Consider the following 20,458-nt stretch of genomic DNA (forward strand, 5'->3'; position numbering starts at 1 on the left):
TCTCCTCTTCGTCAGTGCCGTAGCGACTTCGTCAGTGCCGTAGCGACTTCGTCAGTGCCGTAGCGACTTCGTCAGTGCCGCAGCGACCAGTCGGCGTCGCCGTCGGCCACCGTGGCGTCGCTGAACCGGCCGGGCACGGCGTCGGGCCAGGCGCCGCCGGGAAACGTACTCCCGTCGACCGCTTCGCCGTGGAGCACGACCATCTGCGAGGCCTGGGCCCCGAGCACGGCGACGAGGGCGCTGACCGCGGCGATGATGAGGCCGGTGTTCACAGCGGCTTCCTCGGCGATGAGAGCGGCGCCGGCCCAGGAGAAGACCGCGGTGCCGATGGCCGCCAGCGCGGTGATGGTCGCCGCGATGAACTTGATGAGGATGATGCCGAGCGCGACGTAGAACGTCAGACCGGCCACGGCGCACACGGTCAACGCGGTTGCGGTCTTGTCGGCCATAGCGCCGATCCGCGCCGCCGCGTCCGACTGGGGCTTGATCTGCCTGGTATACGCCTCGGCCGCAGGGCCGTGCCAGGCGCGCTCGACACTGAGGGCTTCGGGTTTGAGCTGCCCGGCCACGCCGGTCGCCAGCCCTCGGATGTCCTGCCAGTCCATCGCGTTGCTGAACATCACGACGGGTGCGGCCGCGCCCTTGAGCAGCTCCTCGATCTTGTTAAGGACCCAGGAGCCGAGCTCCAGAATCTTCTTGCCGAGCCAGATGATGTCGTCGGCCACGCTCTGCGGGAGGTACCAGCGATTGGCCGCCGCCTGCGCGGTGGGGCCGACCTCCTGCAGCTTCCCCAACAGCTCGCCGAGGCCGGAGCTGAGCTTGTTGATCGTGGCTTCGTACTGTGCGGTGCTGAATCCCATGCTGTCTTCCCCAGGCTCAGTAGAGGTCGCGGAAGCGGTGCAGGTTCTTGCTTTCCTCGTCGTCGTAGGTGTCCGCGACCTGGCGCAGCGTGGCCGCGACGTCCGTCATGCGCTGCTGGCCCTCCCGGCATCGGACGGTGAGCTGATCCACCGCGTTGTCGTAGGCGGACGCCACGAGCTGGAAGATCCCAGCCTCCAGCCGGCTCATCCGCAGCCCCTCGACCTTGCCCACGATGGCCGCCAACTGCTCGCTCTGGTGTAACCAGAGGGTCGCCTCGGCGCGCAGCGACTCGGTCGCGACCTGGACTTCCTGCTTGCTCGGTGGCGGCATGGGCGACGGTCCTCTCAGGAGCCGGGGAGACGCTGGTGGTCGGTCGGATGCTGTTGGTCGGTCGGACGCTGGTGGTCGGTCGGATGCTGTTGGTCGGTCGGACGCTGTTGGTCGGCGAGGATCGCGAGGGCCTCCGCGAACAGCTGGTCCAGCTGGGCGGCCGGGTTGGGCGCTCCGGCGGCTCGCGCGAGGTCGCCGCGGGCGGCGGCGAGCGCCTCGCTCAGCGCGGTCGTGAGCATCGACCCGCTCTGCTGGCTCACCCACCGGGCTTCCGCGCTGCAGGAGACCAGCCCGGCCTTGGACAGGGTCACCACCAGCCGACCGGAGCCGCTCGCGCCCGCGCCGGTAACCAGCAGGGGCGAGGCGGCCGCGAGCTCCCCGACGCCGTCGAACGCGCGCATCATGTCCTCGGCCAACTCGTCGATCGGACGGGTCCTGACCTCCGACACCGCGTCCCGTACTCCGGCCGGCAGCGGGTCGGTGTCCGGTCGGGGCTCATCGCCGCGTAGTCCGTCGGCCCGGGACCGCCAGTCCTGGCCGTCCAGCGCGCGCGACCACTGCGCCATCCGTTCACGCGCGGCCGCCTGGCACGCCTCCACCACCGCGGCGCCGAACCGGGCCGCGTCGAGCCGCCGCGACCAGTCCGCGTCCACGAAAACCGACTCGGGCACGCCGTCCGGGCCGAGCTCCGCCCGTATGGCACCGCTGCTGTCTCGCCCCTCGGCCCGCTGCGGCGCGTTGCTCTGCGCCCGCACGATGGAATCCCGCAGACCGGCGGCGTACCGCCGCAGCTCGTGAAGCTGGTCGATGATGTCGTCCGCCACGGCTTCATCCTCGCCTATCCCCGCGGCAGCCGCCGGCGCCCGACCCGTACCGCCACGACCTCCATCGCGACAGCCCCGGCGAGCAACAGCACGCCCGCCACGAAATCGGTGGCGTGCTTCGGCGCGAGCAGGCTCCCGGCCGCCACCACGATCACGCCGACCGCCACCACGGCTACCGGGATCGCGACCCCCCGCCGCAGACCGGCCGACGGGCCCTGCCGCGCCGCGGCGACCACTAGGCCCGCGACGGCGGCGAGAAGCGCCACGACCAGAACCGCCAGCGAACCGGGGCGCCCGAACACCGCGCGGTCGGTAGCGGTCGGGTGCCCCAGCCAGGCGTAGAGAACCGTCCCTATGCAGAGCACGGCGGCGACGCCCCAGGCCACGCCCGTGTCCCGCCCGCGCCCGCTCACCTCGACTCCCATGGCCGGCGAGCCTAGTACGCCGGACGCTCCCCCCGCCGCCCCGGCGTAGCGTCGTTGCTCGATACGTCCTGGCCCGGTACGGGATGGGCCGGCACGGGATGGGCCGGCACGAAGCCGAGCCGCTTGTCGACGACGTTGACGAGGTCCCGACCGTCCAACCAGCGCAGCGCATTGTCGACGAACTGGTGGGCGAGCGCGTCGGTCCAGCCGACGGCGTCGCCGGCCATGTGCGCGGACACGGCAACACCGGGCAGGTCCCACAGCGGACTGTCGGTGGGCAGCGGCTCGGTGGAGAACACGTCCAGCGACGCGCCCGCGATCGTGCCGGCGTTCAGGGCCGCGATCAGGTCGGCTTCGACGACGCAGGGGCCGCGTCCGACGTTGACCAGGTGCGCGGTGGGCTTCATCGCGGCCAATACGGTCGCGTCGACGAGACCTCGGGTCGCCTCGGTCAGAGGCGTGACCACGACGACGTGGTCGGCCCAGCCGACGTGGTCCGCCAGGTCCGCGCTGGCGACGACCGTACCGAAGTCGGGGTCGTCGTCCCGGGCGGTGCGGCCGGCGCCGCGTACCCGCATGCCGACGGCGCGCAGCAACCTGGCCGTCTCCCGCCCGATGGCCCCGGTACCCACGATCAGCGCCGTGCCGCCGGCCACCGTCCGGGTTTCCCGCCACTTCCAGGCTCGGGCCAACTGCAGGTCGTGGCTGCCGTGGAGGTCCTTGGCGAAGGCGAGGACCGAGCCGAGGACGAACTCGGCGATGGGCCGGTCGAAGATGCCGCGGGCGTTGGTGACGACGACGTCGGAGTCGATGAGCTCGTCGAACAGGAGCTTGTCCACCCCGGCCGCCGCCACGTGGATCCAGCGCAGCGCGTCCGCGTGATCCCAGACCTGGCGGACGGCGCCGGAGAAGTAGTCCCACAGGAGGAGGGCGTGCGCACCGCGGATGGCGTCCTGCAGGCCGTCGGCGTCGCAGTAGCGGACCGTCACGCGCTCCTCGACCGCCCGCAGGTGCGGTGGGCGGTCGCCCACGCTGGCACAGAGCACAGTGATGACCCGGTTGTCGTCGATTCCCGCCACGTACAAGATCGTAAAGCGTCACCGGTCAGCTTGATTGTCGACGCCGAGATTGTCGCGCCAGCTGCCGCCGACGGGCAGGGTGTCGAAGCGGGCCGCCGCGACCGCGTTGCCCTCCAGGTCGTTGTCCGCGACCCAGCCGGCCGTGCAGGTGCCGCTCTCCGTGATCCACAGGCCGTACGTCTGCGTTTGGTAGCGCTGGCCGTCCCAGATGCGGTTGCCCCGGATCGTCGGCCTGCTGGTCGGGCGGTCCAGGGTGAGACCGGCGCGCGACTCGGGGGTGCCGGGCAGGCGGTACGGGGTACCGGCGTCCGGCGTACCGGCGATCCACGCCGCCGTCGCGCCGGGGCGCAGCGGGGCGAGGTCCAGTCGGGTCGCGCTGTTGCCGGTGACGACCGCCTGCTGGCCGCCGACGCTCACCTTCTTGCCCAGGTGCCCGTCCGGAAGCCAGCCGGCGCCGGTGTCCACGACGGAGGTCGCGGTGTAGGAGACGCCCTGCCCTCCCCCTGCCGTCGGCCCTTCCGCCCGCCGGCCGTTGTCGAACACCCGGTTGTCGCTCAGGGTGGTGTCGATGGTGACGGCGTCGATGCGGACGCCGTCGAGGGCGTTGTTGCCGATCTCGTTGTCATCGAGGACGATCAGCCCGGCGGGTCGCTGGTCGCCGCCCCGGACGTTGTACCCCCAGTACCCGTAGCAGCCGTTGCGGGTGATGCGGTTGCCGCGGAACGTGTACCGACCCGGCGTGTTGCCGACGACCAGCCCGTGGCGGACGTTGCGGTCGATGACGCAGTCGCTGACGATGCCGTTGCGCCCGCCGACCTTGGTGGTGCCGTGGGCCGAGATGTCGTACCCGGCCGCGCGGTTGCCGGTCATCGTGCAGGCGGACACGATCATGCCGTCGGCGCCCCAGTCGGAGATGCCGTAGAAGTTGTCCTCGGCGTGGCAACCGACGATCCGGATGCCCCGGGTGGGGGCCCACCAACTCTGCTGCAACTCCACGAAGAAGCCGTTCGCGCCGTTGCCGACGGCGGCGCAGTCGGCCATCACGAGGCGCTCGACGGGGCCCCAGCCCCCGATGCCGATGCCGAATCCGGACCCGCCGATGTTCCTACCGGAGTTCAGTCGGCCGCAGCGCGCGACGGTGACGCCCTCGATGACCGTGTCCTGCAGGAAGTCACAGCCGAGCCCGCTGGCCGCGGTGTCGTGGATGTACAGCTGACGGAAGTGGCCCCGCAGCACGTACTGCAGTCCCAGGCCCTTGGCGAGCACGTTGTACCCCCGGAGGAACTCGACCCCCGAGCCGTCGATCTCGAAGTTGGCGAACGTGCAGTCGGAAACATAGTTCTCGCGACTGGCACCGTGCTGGACCTCGGTGAAGAACGCCAGCGGCGCGGCAGCGGCGCGGTTGCCCGCGTTGGACAGCATGAACTTCGTCACCCCGGGCCCCGCCCCGGTCAGGGACACTCCGCTGCGCCACACGGTGCCGGCGTCCCGCATGGAGTACTTACCGGGCGGACAGTAGATGACCCGCCCCAGGCCGTCGGCGGCGTACGCGTCACCCAGCGTGTTGACCAGTTCCTGCAGCGCCGGCTGGTCGTTGGTGACCCCGTCGCCGGCCAGGCCATACTCACGCGCGTCGTACACCTGCGGCTCCGGCGTACCGGTGGTGATCGGGGGCCGCCGGCGGTCCGCCGCCCGAGCCTGTCCGTTGTGGACGGTCTGGGTGCCGCAAAGGGCCCCGCTGACCGTGGCCAGGCCCGCCACGGTCAGCAGGCTCCGCCGGGTCAGCGGCCGTCCGCACGCCGTCCGGGCGGTCGCGGTCGCGGTCGCGGTCTGCAGGCTCATGGTGTGGGCGCCGTTGGGCAGGTGCATCTCACTCTCCTATCGCCGGAATCTGGTAGCGCAAACGGCAGACAGGAGCGGGGAATGCGGAGGCAAACCAGCTGAAGCGGCGACTTCAGGCGGCCCGGCAGGGGCTGAACTGCCGGACGGGCGATGCCTTCGCCCCGACGCCGGGAGGCGTCAACGCCCGCCATACACGATCCAGTCGAACAGTCAACAAGTCGGTGTTTGGTTCCCCCGTTGCCGCCCGTCAAACCCATCGACCCGGACGTGCGCCCTTTCAGGTCGTTACGAGGGTGACCACCACCGCCAGGATCAGGCTGGCCACCAGCGACAGCGACAGCGCGGTCAGGGCCAGCCGGACGTCGAGGTTCTCAAGCGACGCGAAGATCACCGAGTTGAACGCGACCGGGGCCACGCCGAGAAGCAGCACGATCATACGGTCGACGCCCGTCAAGCCGAGGACGAGCACGATGAGCGCCGCGACGGCGAGGCCGGTCACCAGGCGTACGGCCACGATCAGAGCCGCTCTCCGAAGCCCCTTGTCCGGCGGCTCGAAGAGGATGCCGAGCGCAAGGAAGATCCGCATCGGGGCGGCGGAGCCGAACGTGGCGACCGCACCGGCGATCGGGGCGGGCACGCGCACGCCGGCGAGGTAGCCGGTCGACACCGCCAGCACCCCCGCCACCGGGAAGATGGCGAGCTCTCCGGTGATATCAACCGTGGCCAGGGACGTGACCAGCAGCGCCGGGATGAACAGGGTGAAGGCGAGCCTGAGCAGGAAGCCCCCGTCGCGCGGCCCAGCGACCCCGGCCTTGCGCAGGAGGCATCCACCCGCCATGCCCAGGACGATCGGGAGCGGCCGAAGCACGGTCTCGAGCACCGCATATTCCTGTCCATCCGAGCGGAACCATCACACCGGGGTGTCCTCTGCCGCCACCGGGGTAGGGCACCGTCATGGCGGATTGGCGCTCTGCAGTGTTGCGTCGCCTCGCCCGGCGGTTCCACATCGGCGAGGACGTCCTGCGACACCTGACCACGTTCCAACGGTTCGGTGAGCGCTTCGAGATCAGGGCGCCGACGGAGATGATCCCGGTCGGAGCGCGGACCCTGGCGCGGGCGATCCGGACCCGCGCCGCGCCGCAGATCCGGCCGGACTGGCTGTGGCCGTTCTGGTTGGAGCGGCAACTGGACCCGACGGATCCCTCGTTCACGCCCCGCGGCCACCTGCCGTTCCTCACGAACGTGACCCACCGCAACTGGACCGCGGTCGGCAGCCCCCTGTCGGCATGGGAAGCGGTGGTCGACCCGGCCGGGCTGGTCACTATGACGCCCGACGGCTGGTCGGTGGACTGGTGGATCTGCGACGAGGACTCGTGGGTACTGCCGAGCCGTAGCCACCGGCTGACGCAGTGGCCCGACGCGGCGGGTAGCTGCGTCCGGTCCGGGGTCGAGCTACCCGGCGGAGGGCAGGCCGTGGCCGGGGTGTACGCGACGCGGGTGCGTGACCACGAGTACGTGGCGCTTGAGATCACCAACAACACCAACCGGACGCTGACGGTGGCGTTCGCGCTGCGCCCGTACAACCCGGAAGGCCTCGCCGTGGTGGAGGACATCAAGGTGACGGCCAACTCGATCATGGTCGACGGCGAGCGGGGCGTGGTGCTGTGCGATCGGCCCGAGCGGGTCGCCGTCTCGACCTTCCACGAGGGCGACTGCCTGCACCACTTCACCAAGGGCAGGGCGCACAACTTCCGGCCGATGCAGACGCACGACCCGGCCGGCCTGGCCACCGCGACCGTCAGCTACCAGCTCGGGCCGGCCGACACCCGGCGGGTCCTGCTGCCGCTGCCGCCGACGCCCGCGGCCGAACCGGACCGGAACGTCTCCGTCGTGGTACGCGAGGCGCCGGACGCCGGCGACGCCGCTCAGCGGTGGCAGCGGGTACTCGACCGCGGGATGCACGTCCGCCTGCCCGACGACCGGCTCCAGGAGGCCGTAGACGCCAACCGGACGTACCAACTGGTCCTGCACGACCCGGGCAGCATCACCCCGGGGCCGTTGACCTATCACCGGTTCTGGTTCCGGGACGCCGCCTACCAACTGCTGGCCCTCGACCGATGGGGCTTCCACGACGAATCCGCCGACGTGATCGACACCTACCCGGAGCGGCAGCGGCACGACGGATTCTTCTACAGCCAGTGGCACGAGTGGGACGCCAACGGTGCCGCCATCATGTCCATCGCCGAGCACCACCGGTTCACCGGCGACCTGCCCCGGCTGACAAAACTGATGCCCGCCGTACGCAAGGGGGCGGACTGGATCGAGCGGACCCGGCACCGGGCACGCGGCCGAAACGACGTCAAGCGCGATCCGGGACTGCTGCCGCCGGGGGTCTCCGCTGAGCACCTCGGCCCGTACGACGTCTACTACTGGGACAACTTCTGGTGCCTGCGGGGGCTGTGCGACGCGGCGTACCTCGCCGACGTGATGGGGAACGTCACCGACGCCCGGCGCTGGCGGACGGCAGCGGACCGGTTCCGGGCGGACATCTTCGCCTCGATTCATCGGGCGACCCGGGAGTCCCCGCGCCCGTACCTGCCGGCGGGGCCCAACCGCCGCGTCGACGCCGGCATGATCGGATCGCTCGTCGCCGTCTACCCCCTGGGGCTGCTCGACGCCGACGATCCGATCGTGGAGCGCACGGTGGAGCTCATCCGCGACCACTTCACCCTCGGCCCCGCCTTCTACCAGGCGATCGCCCACACCGGCCTCGGCACCTACCTGACGCTTCAACTGGCCTTCGTCGAACTGCTCGCGGACGATCCGGTGGCGTGGGACCGGCTCCGCTGGATGCTTGACGCGGCGATGTCGACGTACACGTGGCCCGAGGCGATTCACCCGCAGACGGGCGGCGGCTGCATGGGCGACGGCCACCACGGCTGGGCCGCGGCGGACTTCCTCAGCTTCGTACGGATCATGCTGGTCAACGACCTGCCGGAGCGGCGCACGGCGGTGCTGTCGCTGCTGCCCCGGGAGTGGTACGGCGCCGACCTGGAGATACTCGACGCGCCGGTCCACGGTGGCAAGCTGGACTACCGGCTGACCTGGCGGGACGAGCGGCCCACCCTCGCCTGGAACTGGCACGGGATGTCTCGCCGGCTGGTCGCCCCGGCGCTCGATCCGCAGTGGTCGACCACGGAGTCCGAGGGCGAGATGACGTTCAGTCCAGCCGTCGCAGCCGGTACGCGAAGTACTCCCACATCGCGACGCTGAGCATGCCCACCTTGCGGGCGAAGCCGACCAGCGGGATGTTCTCCTTCTCCTCCTTCGTGCGGTGAAACATCCCGTCGAGGACGAACGCACGGACCTTGCCGCCCCGCTGGGCGACGTACGAGTTGAGCGCCGCCTCGATCCGGTACCCCCGCGCGTCGACCGGATCCAACGACAGCAGCAGGTCACGCCGCAGGGCCCGCTCCCCGGTCAGGCGCGGCAACACCCGCAGGAACAGCCAGTTGAGCCGGGGCCCCCGGTCGAACAGGCCGAGCGCCATCGCTGCGTCCCCGTCGGCCACGGTGCGGATCAGTCTCGCGACATGGTCGGAGCGCAGGCCGATGAGATCGGCGTCGAGCAGGACCAGGATGTCGGCGTCGGTGGCGCGGGCACCGGCCAGCAGGCTCTGCCCCTTGCCGCGGTGCCCTTCGGCGACCACCCGGGCGCCGGCTGCTGCGGCCACCTGCCCGGTGTCGTCGGAAGAGCCGTCGTCGACGACCACCACGTCGTCGATGAGCCGCGAGTCCCTGGCCGCCTCGACCACCTCTCCCACGGTGGCCTCTTCGTTGTACGCCGGGATGATCACGCCGATCCGCGGCCGGTCCATCATGTGGCCGATGTCTACCCATTACAGCGCGCCGAAACCGAATCGAATTCGCGGCCTGCTCTCCCTTGACCCAGCCGGGTCTAGCTGGGGGCGTTCACCCGATCGTGGCGCCGGGAGTGACGGCAGCCACCCCCGCGACGCCGATGGTGGCAGGAGGTGCACACATGACCAGAAGGCCGACACTGCTCGGCGACGTGGCGGAGCTGCGCAACGTGCTCAGCGCCATGGGCGAGTGGGAAGCCGCCGGCGAGGGCCTCGACAGCGCCCAGGACCGGCGACGGTTCGTCGACCATCTCGACGAGGACACGGCCGACGAGTTGGCCGGCCTCGCCCTCACCAACCTTGCCCGCGCGGTGCTGCAGGCGAAGGCCGCGGCGGATGAGACGCAACCGACCAGTCAGGAAACCTTCCCGGCGCCTCCGGCTCAGCGTTCCTGGCAGCGGTACGGTCACCGACCGGTGGCCGCCTGACTCAGCGCCTCCCATTTGCGCATCCGGCGCAATCGTGCGGCCAGGCGGTCGCGAACCCGGTCACCGGGCCCGGTCCGCGACCGCCGCCGGTCAGTACCCGTCAGGTACCCGAATCTCGCCATCTCCGGCGCCGCCACCGCGACGACGACGGCCGCCTCGGCCGAGCTGAGACCTTCGCGCCACGCCTCGGTCCGGTCGGTGGTGACCGGCTGCAAGGCCCGGCTCTTCCACCACTCCCAGGAGCCGACGATGCCCTGACTGACGATGCCCTGACTGACGATGCCCTGACTCGGGTTGACCGACTCATCGGGCACCGGCTCATCGGGCACCGGCTCATCGGGCACCGGCACCCCGAGGAACCGGCCCAGCCGCGCCCGGGCAGCGTCCGGGGCGGCCACGAGGTCCTCGTACCGAAGAATCAGGCAGCGCCGCGGCCCGAGCCGACGGCGGGCCCCAGCCAGCTGGCGCTGGTCGAACGCCCACTCCTCGGCGAGTTCGGCCGCGTCCCGGATGCCCCAGGGCACCGCGCGGTGAGACGCGGCGACCGCCCGCGGGTCGCGTACGACCCCGACGACGCGCAGCGCTTCGTTCGCCGCCGTCATCGCCCGCCACCACAGCAGGTGCTCCGGAGTCTTCTCCCCGTACACCGAGCCATCTGGCTGCGGTGGACACAGCGCCACCACGACCGCCTCGAACAGCGCGAACAGCGAGTCGCATCGTGGACCGACCAGGTCGAGCACCCGCTCGTGATCCAGCTTCAGCCCGGTTGACGTCGGCAGCGCCTCGAACCGGAGCAACTCGTCGACGACCTCGCCGGCCGCGAGCGGAAACCGCCGCCTGGTGAGCAGATCCGGCGCGAGCAACTGCAGCAGATGCGTCTCGGGCGGCATCGCGACGCCCGGGAGTTCACAACAGATTCGCTGGGTCAACGTCGTACCGGAGCGCGCTGTGCCGACGAGCAGGAACCGCAACTGTCCCATCCGGACTCCCCCGACGACGGCCGTGCCGCCCGTACCCCTGGAGTCCGGCGACAAACGTTTACGACCGCCTCTGGGTGGGAAGGGCGGTCGAGCTTGGTGCTGATCGAGCGTTGTCGGTGCGGTACGGAAGGAGGTTCGGCATGCCCACCGGTCGTCGTGTCCGGGTGGCGATGGTCCACGGTCCCGGTTCACCGGACCACGACGGGGTCAGCGACTACGTCCATCGCCTCATGACCGTCCTCGCCCGGGTGGACGTGGAGGCGTTACCGGTACCCGTACGCCCCGGGGGCACCGGGTGGCTGCCCGCCACGGCCTCCGCCGCCGCCACCATCCGGCGCCACCGCCCGGACCTGGTCCACGTGCAGTTCGCCCCGGCCGCGTACCGGTTCACCGGCGTGCTGGGGGTGCTGCCCGTGCTCCTTCCCCCCACGACGCCACTGGTCACCACGGTGCACGAGTACGGCTGGTGGTCGGCGCCGGGCTGGGTGCCGGCGGCGGTCTGGCGCCCGCTGGAGCGGGCCCGGCTGTGGGACCGTGAGACCGGCCGGCTGGTGCCGGCGAGCGCCGCCGTCGTGGTCTCCAACCAGCAGCACGCCACCCGCCTGCGGATGCGTACCGGGAAGTGCCCGACCGAGGTGCCCCTCGCGCCCAATGTCGACGACCACTTCACCGGCGGCCACGCGGCCGGTCCGGGAGCCCGGGACGGGGTACGCCGGCGCCTCGGCCTCGCGCCGGACGCGCGCCTGCTCGCCTTCTTCGGATTCGTCCACCCCGTCAAGGGGCTGCGCTATGCGATAGCGGCCCTGCCGGCGCTGCGGGCAACCCGTCCCGACCTGCACCTGCTCGTGGTGGGCGGGTTCACCTCGCAGGCGCTGCCCGAGCCGGCGGCACGGGCGTTCCGGCGCGAACTCGACGACCTGGTACGCCAGCACGGGGTGGCCGACGCGGTGACGTTCACCGGGCACGTGCCGGCCGCCGAGGTCTCCGAGGTGCTGCACGCCGCCGACGCGGCCGTGCTGCCGTTCACCGCCGGCGTCACCACCAAGAGCGGCGCGGTGCTGGCCGCCCTCGCACACGGGGTGCCCACCGCCGTGACCACCGCCGACGAGCCCGATCCCCAACTGCGGGACGGGGAGACCGTCGCGGTGATCCCGGCACGGCGCGACGCGGCGGCCGTCGAACGGACCGTCGCACGGCTGCTCGACGACGCCGCCCTGCGCCGCCGGCTCGCCGATGGGGGTCGCCGGCTGGCCTTCCGACACTCCTGGGGCCGGGTGGCCGCCGCGCACCGGACCCTGTACGAGGCCGTCCTGGGGTCACACGATGGCTGAGCCTTCTCGGTGCGAGCGCTACAGCGACATCCTCGTCGTCGACCTGCTGGGCGGGTTCGGTGACCTGCTGATACTGCTCCCGGCGATCCACGCGCTGGCCCGCCGCAGCCCCGGGGCGGCGCTGCGCGTACTCACCCACGAGCCCGGCGCCGACCTGGTCCGGCACGACCCGGACGTGACGGAGGTGCGCACGCCACGGCACGGGCGCCCCGGGGCCGAGCGGGAGGCGGTGGCCGAGACGGTCGCGGTCCGGCGCCCCGACCTCGCCATCACCACCACCCGGTACGACGGCATCCCGGATCTGCTCACCGCGACCGGCGCCCGCTGCGTCACCAACCTGTGGCGCCGGCCGCCCCCGGACGAACGGGTCGGCGACCGTTACCTGCGGATCCTGCACGCCGAGGGTCTGCTTGGCCAGGGCGATCTGGGCCTGGCACCACGGGTCCGACTCCGGCCGGCGGAGATCGCCGAGGGCGAGCGGACGATCACAGCGCTCGTGCCGTCCGCGGCGCAGCCGCCGGTCGTGCTGGTCACCGACGCCGGCATGCCGGTCAAGCTGTGGCCGCGGCCGTACTGGCACCGGCTCGCCACCATCCTGGCCCGGCGCGGCCATCCGGTCCTCGGCGTGGCTCCGGTCGCCGGCGACCAGGTCGCTGTTCTGCCCAAGGGCACGCTGCGGCAGCTTGCCGCCTGCTTCCACGCCGTCGCGGCGCGCGGCGGCGTCGTCGTCGGCGGCGACACCGGACCCGTCCGGCTGGCCGCCGCCGCGGGTGCCCGTACCGTCGGGCTCTTCGGCCCGACCTGGGCCGGGCGGTACGGCATCAGCACCGGCATGAGCGCCGGCAACGGCATGAGCGCCGGCAACGGCACCGGCACCGGCACCGGCACCGTCACCGGGATCGATCTGCAGGGCATGCCGCACTGCCCGTACCGGCAGCCGACCTCCATCACCGAGCAGGTCTGCTGGTGGCAGGCCCAGTGTCCACTGTCGCCGGACGGGCCGGGCTGCATGGCCGACATCCAGCCCGATGCGGTCGTCTCCGCCATCACCGAACTGGTGAGCTCGGACGAACGGCAGGGATACGGGGAACGGTACGGGCTTCGATTCAGCCCAACAGATCCACGATGAGGATGCGGCCCTGCAGGCCGGTGGTCGTCTCGTAGTTGCGCAGCCTGATGAGCAGCCGCTCGGTGATGACCTGGCCCCGGGAGACGAGCATCATGCCCTTGGCGCTGTACACGTCGTTGGCCAGCTCATCGCCGATCTTCAGATCGTCGACCTCCACCTCGCGTACCGCCTCGCTCGGCACCCGGAGCCCGCCCGCTTCGGCGAGCGCGAGCAGCAGGTCCCGATCGTGGATCTTCCGGGACGACAGGGTGGCCACCGCGAGGTCCGGCGGCATTCCGCGCCAGACGAGCGCGTCGTACTCCCGTACGGCCTGCAGCAACCGGGCACCATCGGGGGCGTCCTGGTGCAACGCCACGATGGGGTTACGGTCGGTCGGCAGTTGATGGCGGACGATCTCGCGTACCGCCTCCAGTCGCGGAATCCGGGCGAGCACACCGTCAGCGACTTTCGGCAGGCTCGCCAACATCTCGGCTTGGGCGGGGCTTCCGGGCGTCCCGCCCTCCAGGCCGGCGATCGCCTCGGGCGGGAGTGTGATGGCGCCGATCTCACCCATCTGGGCTGCCATCTCGATCTGCCACGCGTGCTCGACGCCCAGTTTCTGGCACACCCGCTCCACCAGCCGCCGCAGCCGGCCCGCCCGGCTGAACAGCGCGGGCTGGGCCATGCCCAGCGTCTCCATAAGCGCGTCGACGCAGCCCTTCAGCGTCGCCTCGAGCAGTTCCCGCTCGGCCCTGACGAGACGGTTCTGCTCCGACGCCGCAGCCATCGTCGTGCGGAGGTCCTCCGGAGGGCAGGGCTTGAGCATGAAACGGAACACGTTGCCCTGGTTGATCGCCGCGACGGCGCTGTGCAGGTCGGCGTCCCCGGTCAGCAGGATCCGCGTGGTTTCGGGCGTGAGCTGCCGAGCCCGCTCCAGAACCTCCACCCCGGTCATCTGCGGCATCCGCATGTCCGAGACGACCACCGCGATCGGGTTGTCCCCGCCGTCGGCCAGCAGTTCGAGCGCTTCCTGGGGTTGCGTCGTGGTCACGACGTCATAGTGCGCGCGTAGGTGCCGCCGGAGTCCATCGAGAACGTACGGCTCATCGTCCAAACACAGAACCCGGGACTTGGGCGTCATGCGCAGTTCCTGTTCTCACGCACCCGCGGGCCCATATGCGCCGCGAAGTCAGCTTCTCTATCGTCACGTACAGAAGGATCCTTAGTCCCTTAAAGCGGTCATTCTGGAACCTCCTGGAAATTCTGTTAGGACTCAGCCGGCTGGGCGCGCCGGAGGGTGAGGGTGAAGACCGAGCCCACGTTCAAGGTCGAGGTCAGGCTGACATCGCCGCCCATGGCCTGCGCCAGTCGACGCGCGATGAACAGCCCCAGACCGGTACCGCCGGTGCTCATGGTCATCGGGTCCTCGACGCGGTGGAACTTCTCGAAGACCTTCTCCAGCTGGTCGGCTGGGATACCGCGCCCGCGGTCGGCCACGTCGACGTGTACGAGGTCGTCCTCGAGCCACATCCTCACCTGGACCTCCTCGGTCGCCGGGGAGTACTTGAGCGCGTTGCCGACGAGGTTGGTGGCCACCTGGAGCGCCCGGCCGTTGTCGCAGAGGACGGGTACCGGGTCACTCGGCAGCGCCACCTTGATGCGAGACGAGTCGAGGTCGTCGACGACCTGGCGGATGATCGCCGTGAGGTCGTGCGTCCCCATGGACACCTGCAGCGCCACATCGCCGGTACCGTCGCCCATCCGCGAGGCGAGCAGCAGGTCCTCCACGAGCCGGGACATGTGGGAGGCGCGGTCGGCGAGAAGGTCGATGGCCTTCTTGCGCTTGTCGGCCGGCATCTGTTCGCCGCGCGAACGCAGCAGGTCGAGGTATCCGATGATCGGCGTCAACGGCGTGCGTAGCTCGTGCGACACGGTCGCGATGAAGTCCGACTTGAGCCGCTCCGTGCGGTACTCGCGGGTCAGGTCACGCACGACCACCACGTCACGCACGAGGGCCCCGTCAGCGAAGACGGCCGAGTGGGCCAGCCGGAGCCGGCGCTGCTCCCCATCGGGGCGGCGGATCGTCAGCTCGACCACCGCCTGCGGGTTGGCAAGCGTCACCGGGAGCAGCAGGGACCGCTCCTCCGGATCGGGTACGTCAAGCAGGTCGGCGAGCCGACAACCGGTCGCCTCCGCGGTTGTCACATCCGTGAGTTCGGCGAACGCGCGGCTCCACATCTGGACCACGCCATCGCCGTCGAGCATGAGAATGCCCTCGGTGGACTGCTCCACGACCGCGTGGAGCTTGCTGGTCTCCTGGACCAACTGGTCAAGGTGCTCGGCACCGCGCATGGCCGCCGCGAGGGCGTTGCCGAGCGACGCCAGCAGTGTGAGGTCACGTGTGGACAGTCGGCCGCGGTGCCGCTCGCTGATGGCGATGACGGCGATACCGAGCCGGTGGCCGTCGCTTTCCAACGGGACGGCCAGCATCTGGCGAACGTCCGGCGGCAGGTCCTCCGCAATGAGCTGCGGGCGGTCAAGCTTCTGAAGTCTGCTGAGGTGAGCCGGGATCGGCTCGCTCGAAAGCTCGGTGGGCAGGGCAGCGTCCACGAACTGCGCCTCGCCGGTCTCATCGAGGACGACGACGGCGCGATCGGCGTCGAAAGCCTGTCGAACCAGTACCAGGAATCGCCGCACCACGTCCTCGCGCTCCGCGAGGGCGTGGGACAGCTGGAGGAGATACGCCGACCGGGCCCGCTCGTCCGCCTCCTGCGCCGCGGCACGGTAGGCGTACGTGACAGCGAGGGCGGGCATCGCTATGAACGGCAACAGCAGCGGAGTGTGGAGCCCGATCTCGGCGGCCGGGAGGCCCGTGGCCACGGTGCCGATGGCCATGTACGCCGACAGCCGGGCTTCCGAACGGATGACCTGCATCGGCGGTACGCCGCTGACGACCCCGATGACCTGGGCCAGGCAGAACAGGTTGACCGCGGTGAACGCAAAAGTGCCCAGCAGCACACCGGCGACCACCCAGACCGTCACGTGCCCGGGAGTGCCGGCGACGGCGTGCGCGACGACGATCAGGGCAGCACTCGCCGCCGTGTACGTCCCGAGGTTGAACGCGGCCTTCACCAAGGGCCGTCGCTGCAGAATGCTCGCGATCAGCAGGCCCAGTACAGCGGCGATCAGCGCCTCACGGGCCGGCAACAGCAGAACGTCGACAATGATCGCGGCTTCGCAGAGAGTCAGCTCCTCTACCGCTTCTCCGTGCCGGAGCCGGACCACGGTCAGCTCGCCGATGCACGTCACAACGATCAGTGCGGGAAGCAGCCACGCCGTGGGCATCGCATTCTCATGCAGCACCCCGACGCGTTCGGGGAACCAGGCGACGACGAGCGCGGCGAGGCAGAGGCCGAGCAGGATGACCGCCGCGACCCGGCGGTTGATCGGATCTTGGTACCAGGTGCGCCGGGCACCGGCCGCCGAGGTCTCCCTCTGGCGGCCGGTGCCCGATGCGACCTCAGTGGTCACTGGGACAGCCACGCCCAGGCCCGCCCGGACCAGGTGGCGCCGGCCCAGGCCCTACCAGCCCAGTCGTCGCCGGCCCAGGCCCGACCGGCCCAATCGGCGTCAGCCCAGGCCCGACCGGCCCAGTTGACGTCAGCCCACGCCCGACCGGCCCACGCACGGCCAGCCCAGTCGGCGTCGGCCCACGCCCGACCAGCCCACGCCCGACCGGCCCAGTTGACGTCGGCCCAGGCCCGACCGGCCCACGCGCGACCGGCCCAGGCCCGACCGGCCCACTCGTCGGCCGTACCGTCGGGACCGGACGCCCAGGCGCGACCGGCCCAGGCCCGTCCCGCCCAGTCCCGCGTCGCGGGGTCGAGCTGCGCCCAGGCGCGGCCCGCCCACTCGCGGGACTGCGGGCTCAGCTTCTGCCACGCGGCGTACGCGGCGGCCCGGTCGTTGGCGAGCAGCGCCTGCTCGAACGCCGCCCACCGGTCCGCGTCACGGACGATCGCGGCGGTGTCCCGGTCGGACTGCGTGTTGGCCTTGCTCGTCGGCCACTTCGGAGCCGCGGCGAGCACGCGGGCGGCGTCAAGGCCACCCGCACCGGCACCCGCGGCCCGGGTCAGCCCCGGAGCGGTGTACGCGGTGCTCGTGAACAGGCTCTTCACCGCGTCCGGCCGGAGCTTCGGCTGGACGGCGAGCGCGGCGGCGGCGACACCGGAGGTGACGGCCGTCGCCATGGACGTACCGGAGCCACGGAAGTAGCCGTTGCCGATCCGCGCCTGCGGGTTGGACGTGTCCACCACGCTGCCCGGCGAACGCAGGCTGACGAGGTGGGCACCCGGAGCGACGAGGTCCGGCTTGGCATCTCCCTGCCAGGTCGGGCCGCGGCCCGACCACTCGCCGACCACGTCGTCACCGCGGCTGGCGGTGTACGACTCGTCGATACCACCGGCGGTGAGCAGCACCGGGTCGGTACCCGGCGACGTCACCGAACCGGCCTTCGAGCCTTCGTTACCCGAGGGCACGATGACCGTGATGCCACGCCGCCACAGCGCCTCGAGGCCCTGGGTCAGCGGGTCGATCTGGTACGGCAGCGGGCTGTACGACGACAGGGACAGGTTGAGAACCTGCACCTGGCGCGCGTGCTCACTGACCCACTGCAGACCGCGCAGCACCGTGATGAGGTCGGTGCTGCCCTCGGCGTCAGCGACCTTCACGTCGATCAGCTTTGCGCCCGGGGCCACACCCCGGTAGGCACCGCCGGACGACGCGCCCGAACCGGCGATGAGGCCGGCCATGAACGTGCCGTGGCCGAACCCGTCACCGGCACCCTTACCGGTCACGTCGACGTGGGTCACCTTGCCGGCGAGATCCGGCACATCGGCGATACCGGTGTCGACGACGGCAACGGTGACGCCTTGGCCCTCGTTGCCATCCTTCGCCAGGCCCAACGTCTCCCGCACCGTGGAGACGGCGCCGTTGACGTCCGTCGTGGACGCGGCGGCGAGCTTCAGCTCTCGCTGCGGCGCCACCACCCACTCCGGGCTCAGTACAGCACCCTGCGGCAGTCGCGCCGCAACACCGTTCACCACGGGCAGAGATGTCAGGACGCGACCACCGGCCGCCGCGACGGCCTTGGCCGCACCGTCCGCGTTCACGCCCGTCACAACGACGTCCTGCCACGCCCCACTGGGCGCGCTCGCACTCGCTACTGAAGCGGGCAGCATGGCGGCCACGACTGCTGTAGCTGCCGTGGCCACCATTGCGACCCGCCTAAAGCGCGGCGGCGCCTTTCCGTCCGCCGCGCGGGTCAAGCTCGGTCCCATTTCTGGAACTCACCTCCCCGGTTGTTCCAGCAGTCCCGATACGGACTGCTAAGCGTCTATCGCCCACTACAGAGCGTTCCTTAGTGGAAACGGGGAGTAATTTCTTGCCCGTCCACGGGGGCGGTTAGACCTCGGCGGTCGGGATACGCTCCCGCAGCAGCCCCCGGATGAGGTACAGCACCTCGTCAGCGCCGAACGGCTTCGCCAGGTAGTAGTCGGCGCCGTCCGCCCACGCCCGCGAGGCGGACTCCGCGTCGGCGGCCGCGGTGAGCATGATCACGGGTACCGGGTCGCCATCCTGGCCGCGGATATTGCGGAGTACACCGTAACCGTCGAGGCCCGGCATCATGAGGTCGAGCACGACGCAGTCCGGCCGGAGCGCCTCGAACGCGCTCACCGCGGCCAGTCCGTCCGCCGCCGCCCGGACCTCATGACCGTCCAGCTCCAGCACGTCGGTAAGTAGCTGGCGAATGGCCGGTTCGTCGTCAACTATCAGGATTTGCGCCATCGAGTCCTCTTCTCATTGGCTCGGTTTCTACTTGGCTCGGTTTCTACGTGGCTCGGTTTCTACGTGGCTCGGTCTAACTGCGGTCGCCGTCACTCACCAATGGACCACTGTTCGGCTTTTGCGGATGCTTCCTGTGCGGCGCTCCGCCAGTCGGTTGGGTAGGGCTCCAACTGCGGATGCGCCAGGAGCTCGGCCAGTTCGTCGTCGTGGGTGTCGTTATCCGGGTAGCGTGCGTCGGTCTGCTGGATGAGCAGGTGAGCCACCCGGACCGCCGCCGACACACCGAGACCCGACGACGGGGGCCGGTGGCGAAGATCCCGCTCGGCCACCGCCGCGACGATCGGGTACGGAAGATCCCATAAATGCAACAGTTCGACACCGATGTCCAGGTAGGGCACGCCCTGGAAGTCCGTCGCCGCCAAACTCATGGTGACTTCTGAGTCACTTCCGACCGCGGTGAGACACCCAAACCGGCCGACATGCTGGAGTAACGCTGCGGCCTGCGCAAACGGCCGGTTCGCCGGCGAGGCGATGAACCCGACCAGGTGGGCGGTGGCCACGGCGTGCCGCCACATGATCCCCAGGTCCCGTTCGACGTCCGGCCCCCACTGCGTCGACGACCAGAGCACCTGACCGGCGTTGACCAGCGCCTGGAAGGTGGGCAGGCCGAGCGCGCTGAGGCAGCTTTCGACCGAGGCGACCCGGGCGCGGGCACCGAAGAACGCGGAGTTCGACAACTGCAGCAACTTGGCCGTGAGGCCCACGTCGTGGAAGGCGGCCTGCGCCGCGTCGGAGATGTCGAGGTCGGCCGCTCCGAGCACAGCGGTGAGCCGGTCGACATGCGCCGGCAGGGTCGGCAGGGCGCGGACGGCACCGGCTATGCGCCGCGCCTCGGCGCCGTGTGTGCTCGACGTCCGGTACGTGAGCTGCTCGATGACAGCGATCACGTTCTCCGCGTCAGAGGGCTTCGTCAGAAAGCGGTGACCGGCCACCGCAACTTTGATCGCCGCCTCCTGCTCGGTGTGACCGGACAGGACGACGCGAGCGACCTCAGGGTGGCGAACGCTTACGTGGGTGAGCAGTTCCGCGCCGTCCATACCGGGCATACGCATGTCCGACACGACGACGTCATGAGGTGACTCCGCCAGCAGGTCGAGCGCTTCCGCGCCGCTCGTCACGAAGGTCATATCCCACTCGCCACGCTTGCCACGAAGGGACCGGCGCAAGCCGTCGAGGATTCGCGGCTCGTCGTCGACGAACAGGATGCGGGCTTTGGTCATGGCTGCTCCGGATGCTTTCCGTCAATGGGCAGGCGCAGGACGAACTCGGTGCCCTCCCCCGGCGTGGAATGCACCTCGATGCTGCCGCCGTGCCCGTCGACGATCACGTTGCGGGCCAGCGCGAGCCCCTGACCGGTGCCCTTGCCGACCTCCTTGGTGGTGAAGAACTGCTCGAAGATCACCTGCTGGAGGTGTTCGGGGATC

19 protein-coding genes are annotated in these 20,458 nt (G+C 70.7%); 4 read left to right on the forward strand and 15 right to left on the reverse strand.

Going from position 1 to position 20,458, the window contains the following annotated elements; translation table 11 throughout:
• Positions 1 to 71: 71 nt before the first annotated feature.
• The 7 genes from HC028_RS26005 to HC028_RS26035 form a co-directional block, all read right to left on the reverse strand.
• Complete coding sequence (locus HC028_RS26005; RefSeq protein WP_168080079.1) at positions 72 to 860, reverse strand: hypothetical protein; 789 nt, start codon at positions 858 to 860, stop codon at positions 72 to 74.
• Positions 861 to 876: 16 nt separating this feature from the next.
• Positions 877 to 1,191 carry a hypothetical protein gene (locus HC028_RS27965; protein ID WP_239075725.1) on the reverse strand — a complete coding sequence of 105 codons (315 nt, stop codon included), beginning with the start codon at positions 1,189 to 1,191 and terminating at the stop codon, positions 877 to 879.
• A gap of 14 nt (positions 1,192 to 1,205) precedes the next feature.
• The gene (locus tag HC028_RS26015; RefSeq protein ID WP_168080080.1) at positions 1,206 to 2,015 is read right to left on the reverse strand and encodes a hypothetical protein; all 810 of its coding nucleotides are present in this window, start codon (positions 2,013 to 2,015) and stop codon (positions 1,206 to 1,208) included.
• A gap of 14 nt (positions 2,016 to 2,029) precedes the next feature.
• Positions 2,030 to 2,440, reverse strand: a complete 411-nt coding sequence (locus tag HC028_RS26020; RefSeq protein ID WP_168080081.1) for a hypothetical protein — start codon at positions 2,438 to 2,440, stop codon at positions 2,030 to 2,032.
• Between the two features lie 11 nt (positions 2,441 to 2,451).
• Positions 2,452 to 3,519 carry a D-2-hydroxyacid dehydrogenase gene (locus HC028_RS26025; RefSeq protein ID WP_168080082.1) on the reverse strand — a complete coding sequence of 356 codons (1,068 nt, stop codon included), beginning with the start codon at positions 3,517 to 3,519 and terminating at the stop codon, positions 2,452 to 2,454.
• An 18-nt stretch (positions 3,520 to 3,537) separates the two neighbouring features.
• The gene (locus HC028_RS26030) at positions 3,538 to 5,388 is read right to left on the reverse strand and encodes a right-handed parallel beta-helix repeat-containing protein (protein WP_239075724.1); all 1,851 of its coding nucleotides are present in this window, start codon (positions 5,386 to 5,388) and stop codon (positions 3,538 to 3,540) included.
• 250 nt (positions 5,389 to 5,638) lie between these two features.
• Entirely contained in the window at positions 5,639 to 6,241 is a 603-nt protein-coding gene (locus HC028_RS26035) for an AEC family transporter (RefSeq protein WP_168080083.1), read from the reverse strand.
• 95 nt (positions 6,242 to 6,336) lie between these two features.
• Between HC028_RS26035 and HC028_RS26040 the strand changes: the two genes are divergently transcribed.
• Positions 6,337 to 8,634 (forward strand): glycoside hydrolase family 15 protein, encoded by a 2,298-nt coding sequence (locus HC028_RS26040; protein WP_168080084.1) that lies wholly within the window; start codon positions 6,337 to 6,339, stop codon positions 8,632 to 8,634.
• Here the strand turns inward: HC028_RS26040 and HC028_RS26045 are convergent.
• A complete protein-coding gene (locus HC028_RS26045; RefSeq protein WP_168080085.1) occupies positions 8,582 to 9,241 on the reverse strand; it encodes a glycosyltransferase in 660 nt (219 codons plus the stop codon). The two genes, HC028_RS26040 and HC028_RS26045, sit on opposite strands and share 53 nt — an antisense overlap.
• Positions 9,242 to 9,402: 161 nt before the next feature.
• Here HC028_RS26045 and HC028_RS26050 point away from each other — a divergent pair, with 161 nt between their 5' ends.
• Positions 9,403 to 9,708 (forward strand): hypothetical protein, encoded by a 306-nt coding sequence (locus tag HC028_RS26050; RefSeq protein ID WP_168080086.1) that lies wholly within the window; start codon positions 9,403 to 9,405, stop codon positions 9,706 to 9,708.
• Here the strand turns inward: HC028_RS26050 and HC028_RS26055 are convergent.
• Positions 9,687 to 10,688 carry a sulfotransferase family protein gene (locus HC028_RS26055; protein WP_168080087.1) on the reverse strand — a complete coding sequence of 334 codons (1,002 nt, stop codon included), beginning with the start codon at positions 10,686 to 10,688 and terminating at the stop codon, positions 9,687 to 9,689. The two genes, HC028_RS26050 and HC028_RS26055, sit on opposite strands and share 22 nt — an antisense overlap.
• Positions 10,689 to 10,828: 140 nt before the next feature.
• Here HC028_RS26055 and HC028_RS26060 point away from each other — a divergent pair, with 140 nt between their 5' ends.
• Positions 10,829 to 12,019 (forward strand): glycosyltransferase family 4 protein, encoded by a 1,191-nt coding sequence (locus tag HC028_RS26060; protein WP_168080088.1) that lies wholly within the window; start codon positions 10,829 to 10,831, stop codon positions 12,017 to 12,019.
• The gene (locus tag HC028_RS26065; protein WP_168080089.1) at positions 12,012 to 13,148 is read left to right on the forward strand and encodes a glycosyltransferase family 9 protein; all 1,137 of its coding nucleotides are present in this window, start codon (positions 12,012 to 12,014) and stop codon (positions 13,146 to 13,148) included. Before HC028_RS26060 ends, HC028_RS26065 begins: the two co-directional genes overlap by 8 nt.
• Here the strand turns inward: HC028_RS26065 and HC028_RS26070 are convergent.
• From HC028_RS26070 to HC028_RS26095, 6 genes are all read right to left on the reverse strand, one after another.
• Positions 13,126 to 14,268, reverse strand: coding sequence for a response regulator (locus HC028_RS26070; RefSeq protein WP_168080090.1), 1,143 nt, complete (start codon positions 14,266 to 14,268; stop codon positions 13,126 to 13,128). The two genes, HC028_RS26065 and HC028_RS26070, sit on opposite strands and share 23 nt — an antisense overlap.
• A gap of 125 nt (positions 14,269 to 14,393) precedes the next feature.
• Positions 14,394 to 16,658: a GAF domain-containing sensor histidine kinase gene (locus tag HC028_RS26075; protein ID WP_168080091.1), complete on the reverse strand. Its 2,265-nt coding sequence runs from the start codon at positions 16,656 to 16,658 to the stop codon at positions 14,394 to 14,396.
• Positions 16,655 to 18,307, reverse strand: coding sequence for a S8 family serine peptidase (locus HC028_RS28280; protein ID WP_168080092.1), 1,653 nt, complete (start codon positions 18,305 to 18,307; stop codon positions 16,655 to 16,657). The genes HC028_RS26075 and HC028_RS28280 overlap by 4 nt, the downstream gene beginning before the upstream one ends.
• Before the next feature lie 283 nt (positions 18,308 to 18,590).
• Positions 18,591 to 18,974 (reverse strand): response regulator transcription factor, encoded by a 384-nt coding sequence (locus HC028_RS26085; RefSeq protein ID WP_168080093.1) that lies wholly within the window; start codon positions 18,972 to 18,974, stop codon positions 18,591 to 18,593.
• 89 nt (positions 18,975 to 19,063) lie between these two features.
• Positions 19,064 to 20,254, reverse strand: a complete 1,191-nt coding sequence (locus HC028_RS26090) for an HDOD domain-containing protein (protein ID WP_168080094.1) — start codon at positions 20,252 to 20,254, stop codon at positions 19,064 to 19,066.
• The coding region (locus HC028_RS26095; RefSeq protein WP_168080095.1) for an ATP-binding protein at positions 20,251 to 20,458 on the reverse strand (208 nt) is incomplete at its 5' end. The genes HC028_RS26095 and HC028_RS26090, both read right to left, overlap by 4 nt.

It is taken from the genome of Planosporangium flavigriseum (assembly GCF_011947225.1).
Lineage (GTDB): Bacteria > Actinomycetota > Actinomycetes > Mycobacteriales > Micromonosporaceae > Planosporangium > Planosporangium flavigriseum.

Bases quoted from the DNA above. Each gene is read 5' to 3' on its own strand.
- HC028_RS26005 (WP_168080079.1), bottom strand. From the start codon at position 860: ATGGGATTCAGCACCGCACAGTACGAAGCCACGATCAACAAGCTCAGC.
- HC028_RS27965 (WP_239075725.1), bottom strand. From the start codon at position 1,191: ATGCCGCCACCGAGCAAGCAGGAAGTCCAGGTCGCGACCGAGTCGCTG.
- HC028_RS26020 (WP_168080081.1), bottom strand. From the start codon at position 2,440: ATGGGAGTCGAGGTGAGCGGGCGCGGGCGGGACACGGGCGTGGCCTGG.
- HC028_RS26030 (WP_239075724.1), bottom strand. From the start codon at position 5,388: ATGCACCTGCCCAACGGCGCCCACACCATGAGCCTGCAGACCGCGACC.
- HC028_RS26045 (WP_168080085.1), bottom strand. From the start codon at position 9,241: ATGATGGACCGGCCGCGGATCGGCGTGATCATCCCGGCGTACAACGAA.
- HC028_RS26050 (WP_168080086.1), top strand. From the start codon at position 9,403: ATGACCAGAAGGCCGACACTGCTCGGCGACGTGGCGGAGCTGCGCAAC.
- HC028_RS26055 (WP_168080087.1), bottom strand. From the start codon at position 10,688: ATGGGACAGTTGCGGTTCCTGCTCGTCGGCACAGCGCGCTCCGGTACG.
- HC028_RS26060 (WP_168080088.1), top strand. From the start codon at position 10,829: ATGCCCACCGGTCGTCGTGTCCGGGTGGCGATGGTCCACGGTCCCGGT.
- HC028_RS26065 (WP_168080089.1), top strand. From the start codon at position 12,012: ATGGCTGAGCCTTCTCGGTGCGAGCGCTACAGCGACATCCTCGTCGTC.
- HC028_RS26070 (WP_168080090.1), bottom strand. From the start codon at position 14,268: ATGACGCCCAAGTCCCGGGTTCTGTGTTTGGACGATGAGCCGTACGTT.
- HC028_RS26085 (WP_168080093.1), bottom strand. From the start codon at position 18,974: ATGGCGCAAATCCTGATAGTTGACGACGAACCGGCCATTCGCCAGCTA.
- HC028_RS26090 (WP_168080094.1), bottom strand. From the start codon at position 20,254: ATGACCAAAGCCCGCATCCTGTTCGTCGACGACGAGCCGCGAATCCTC.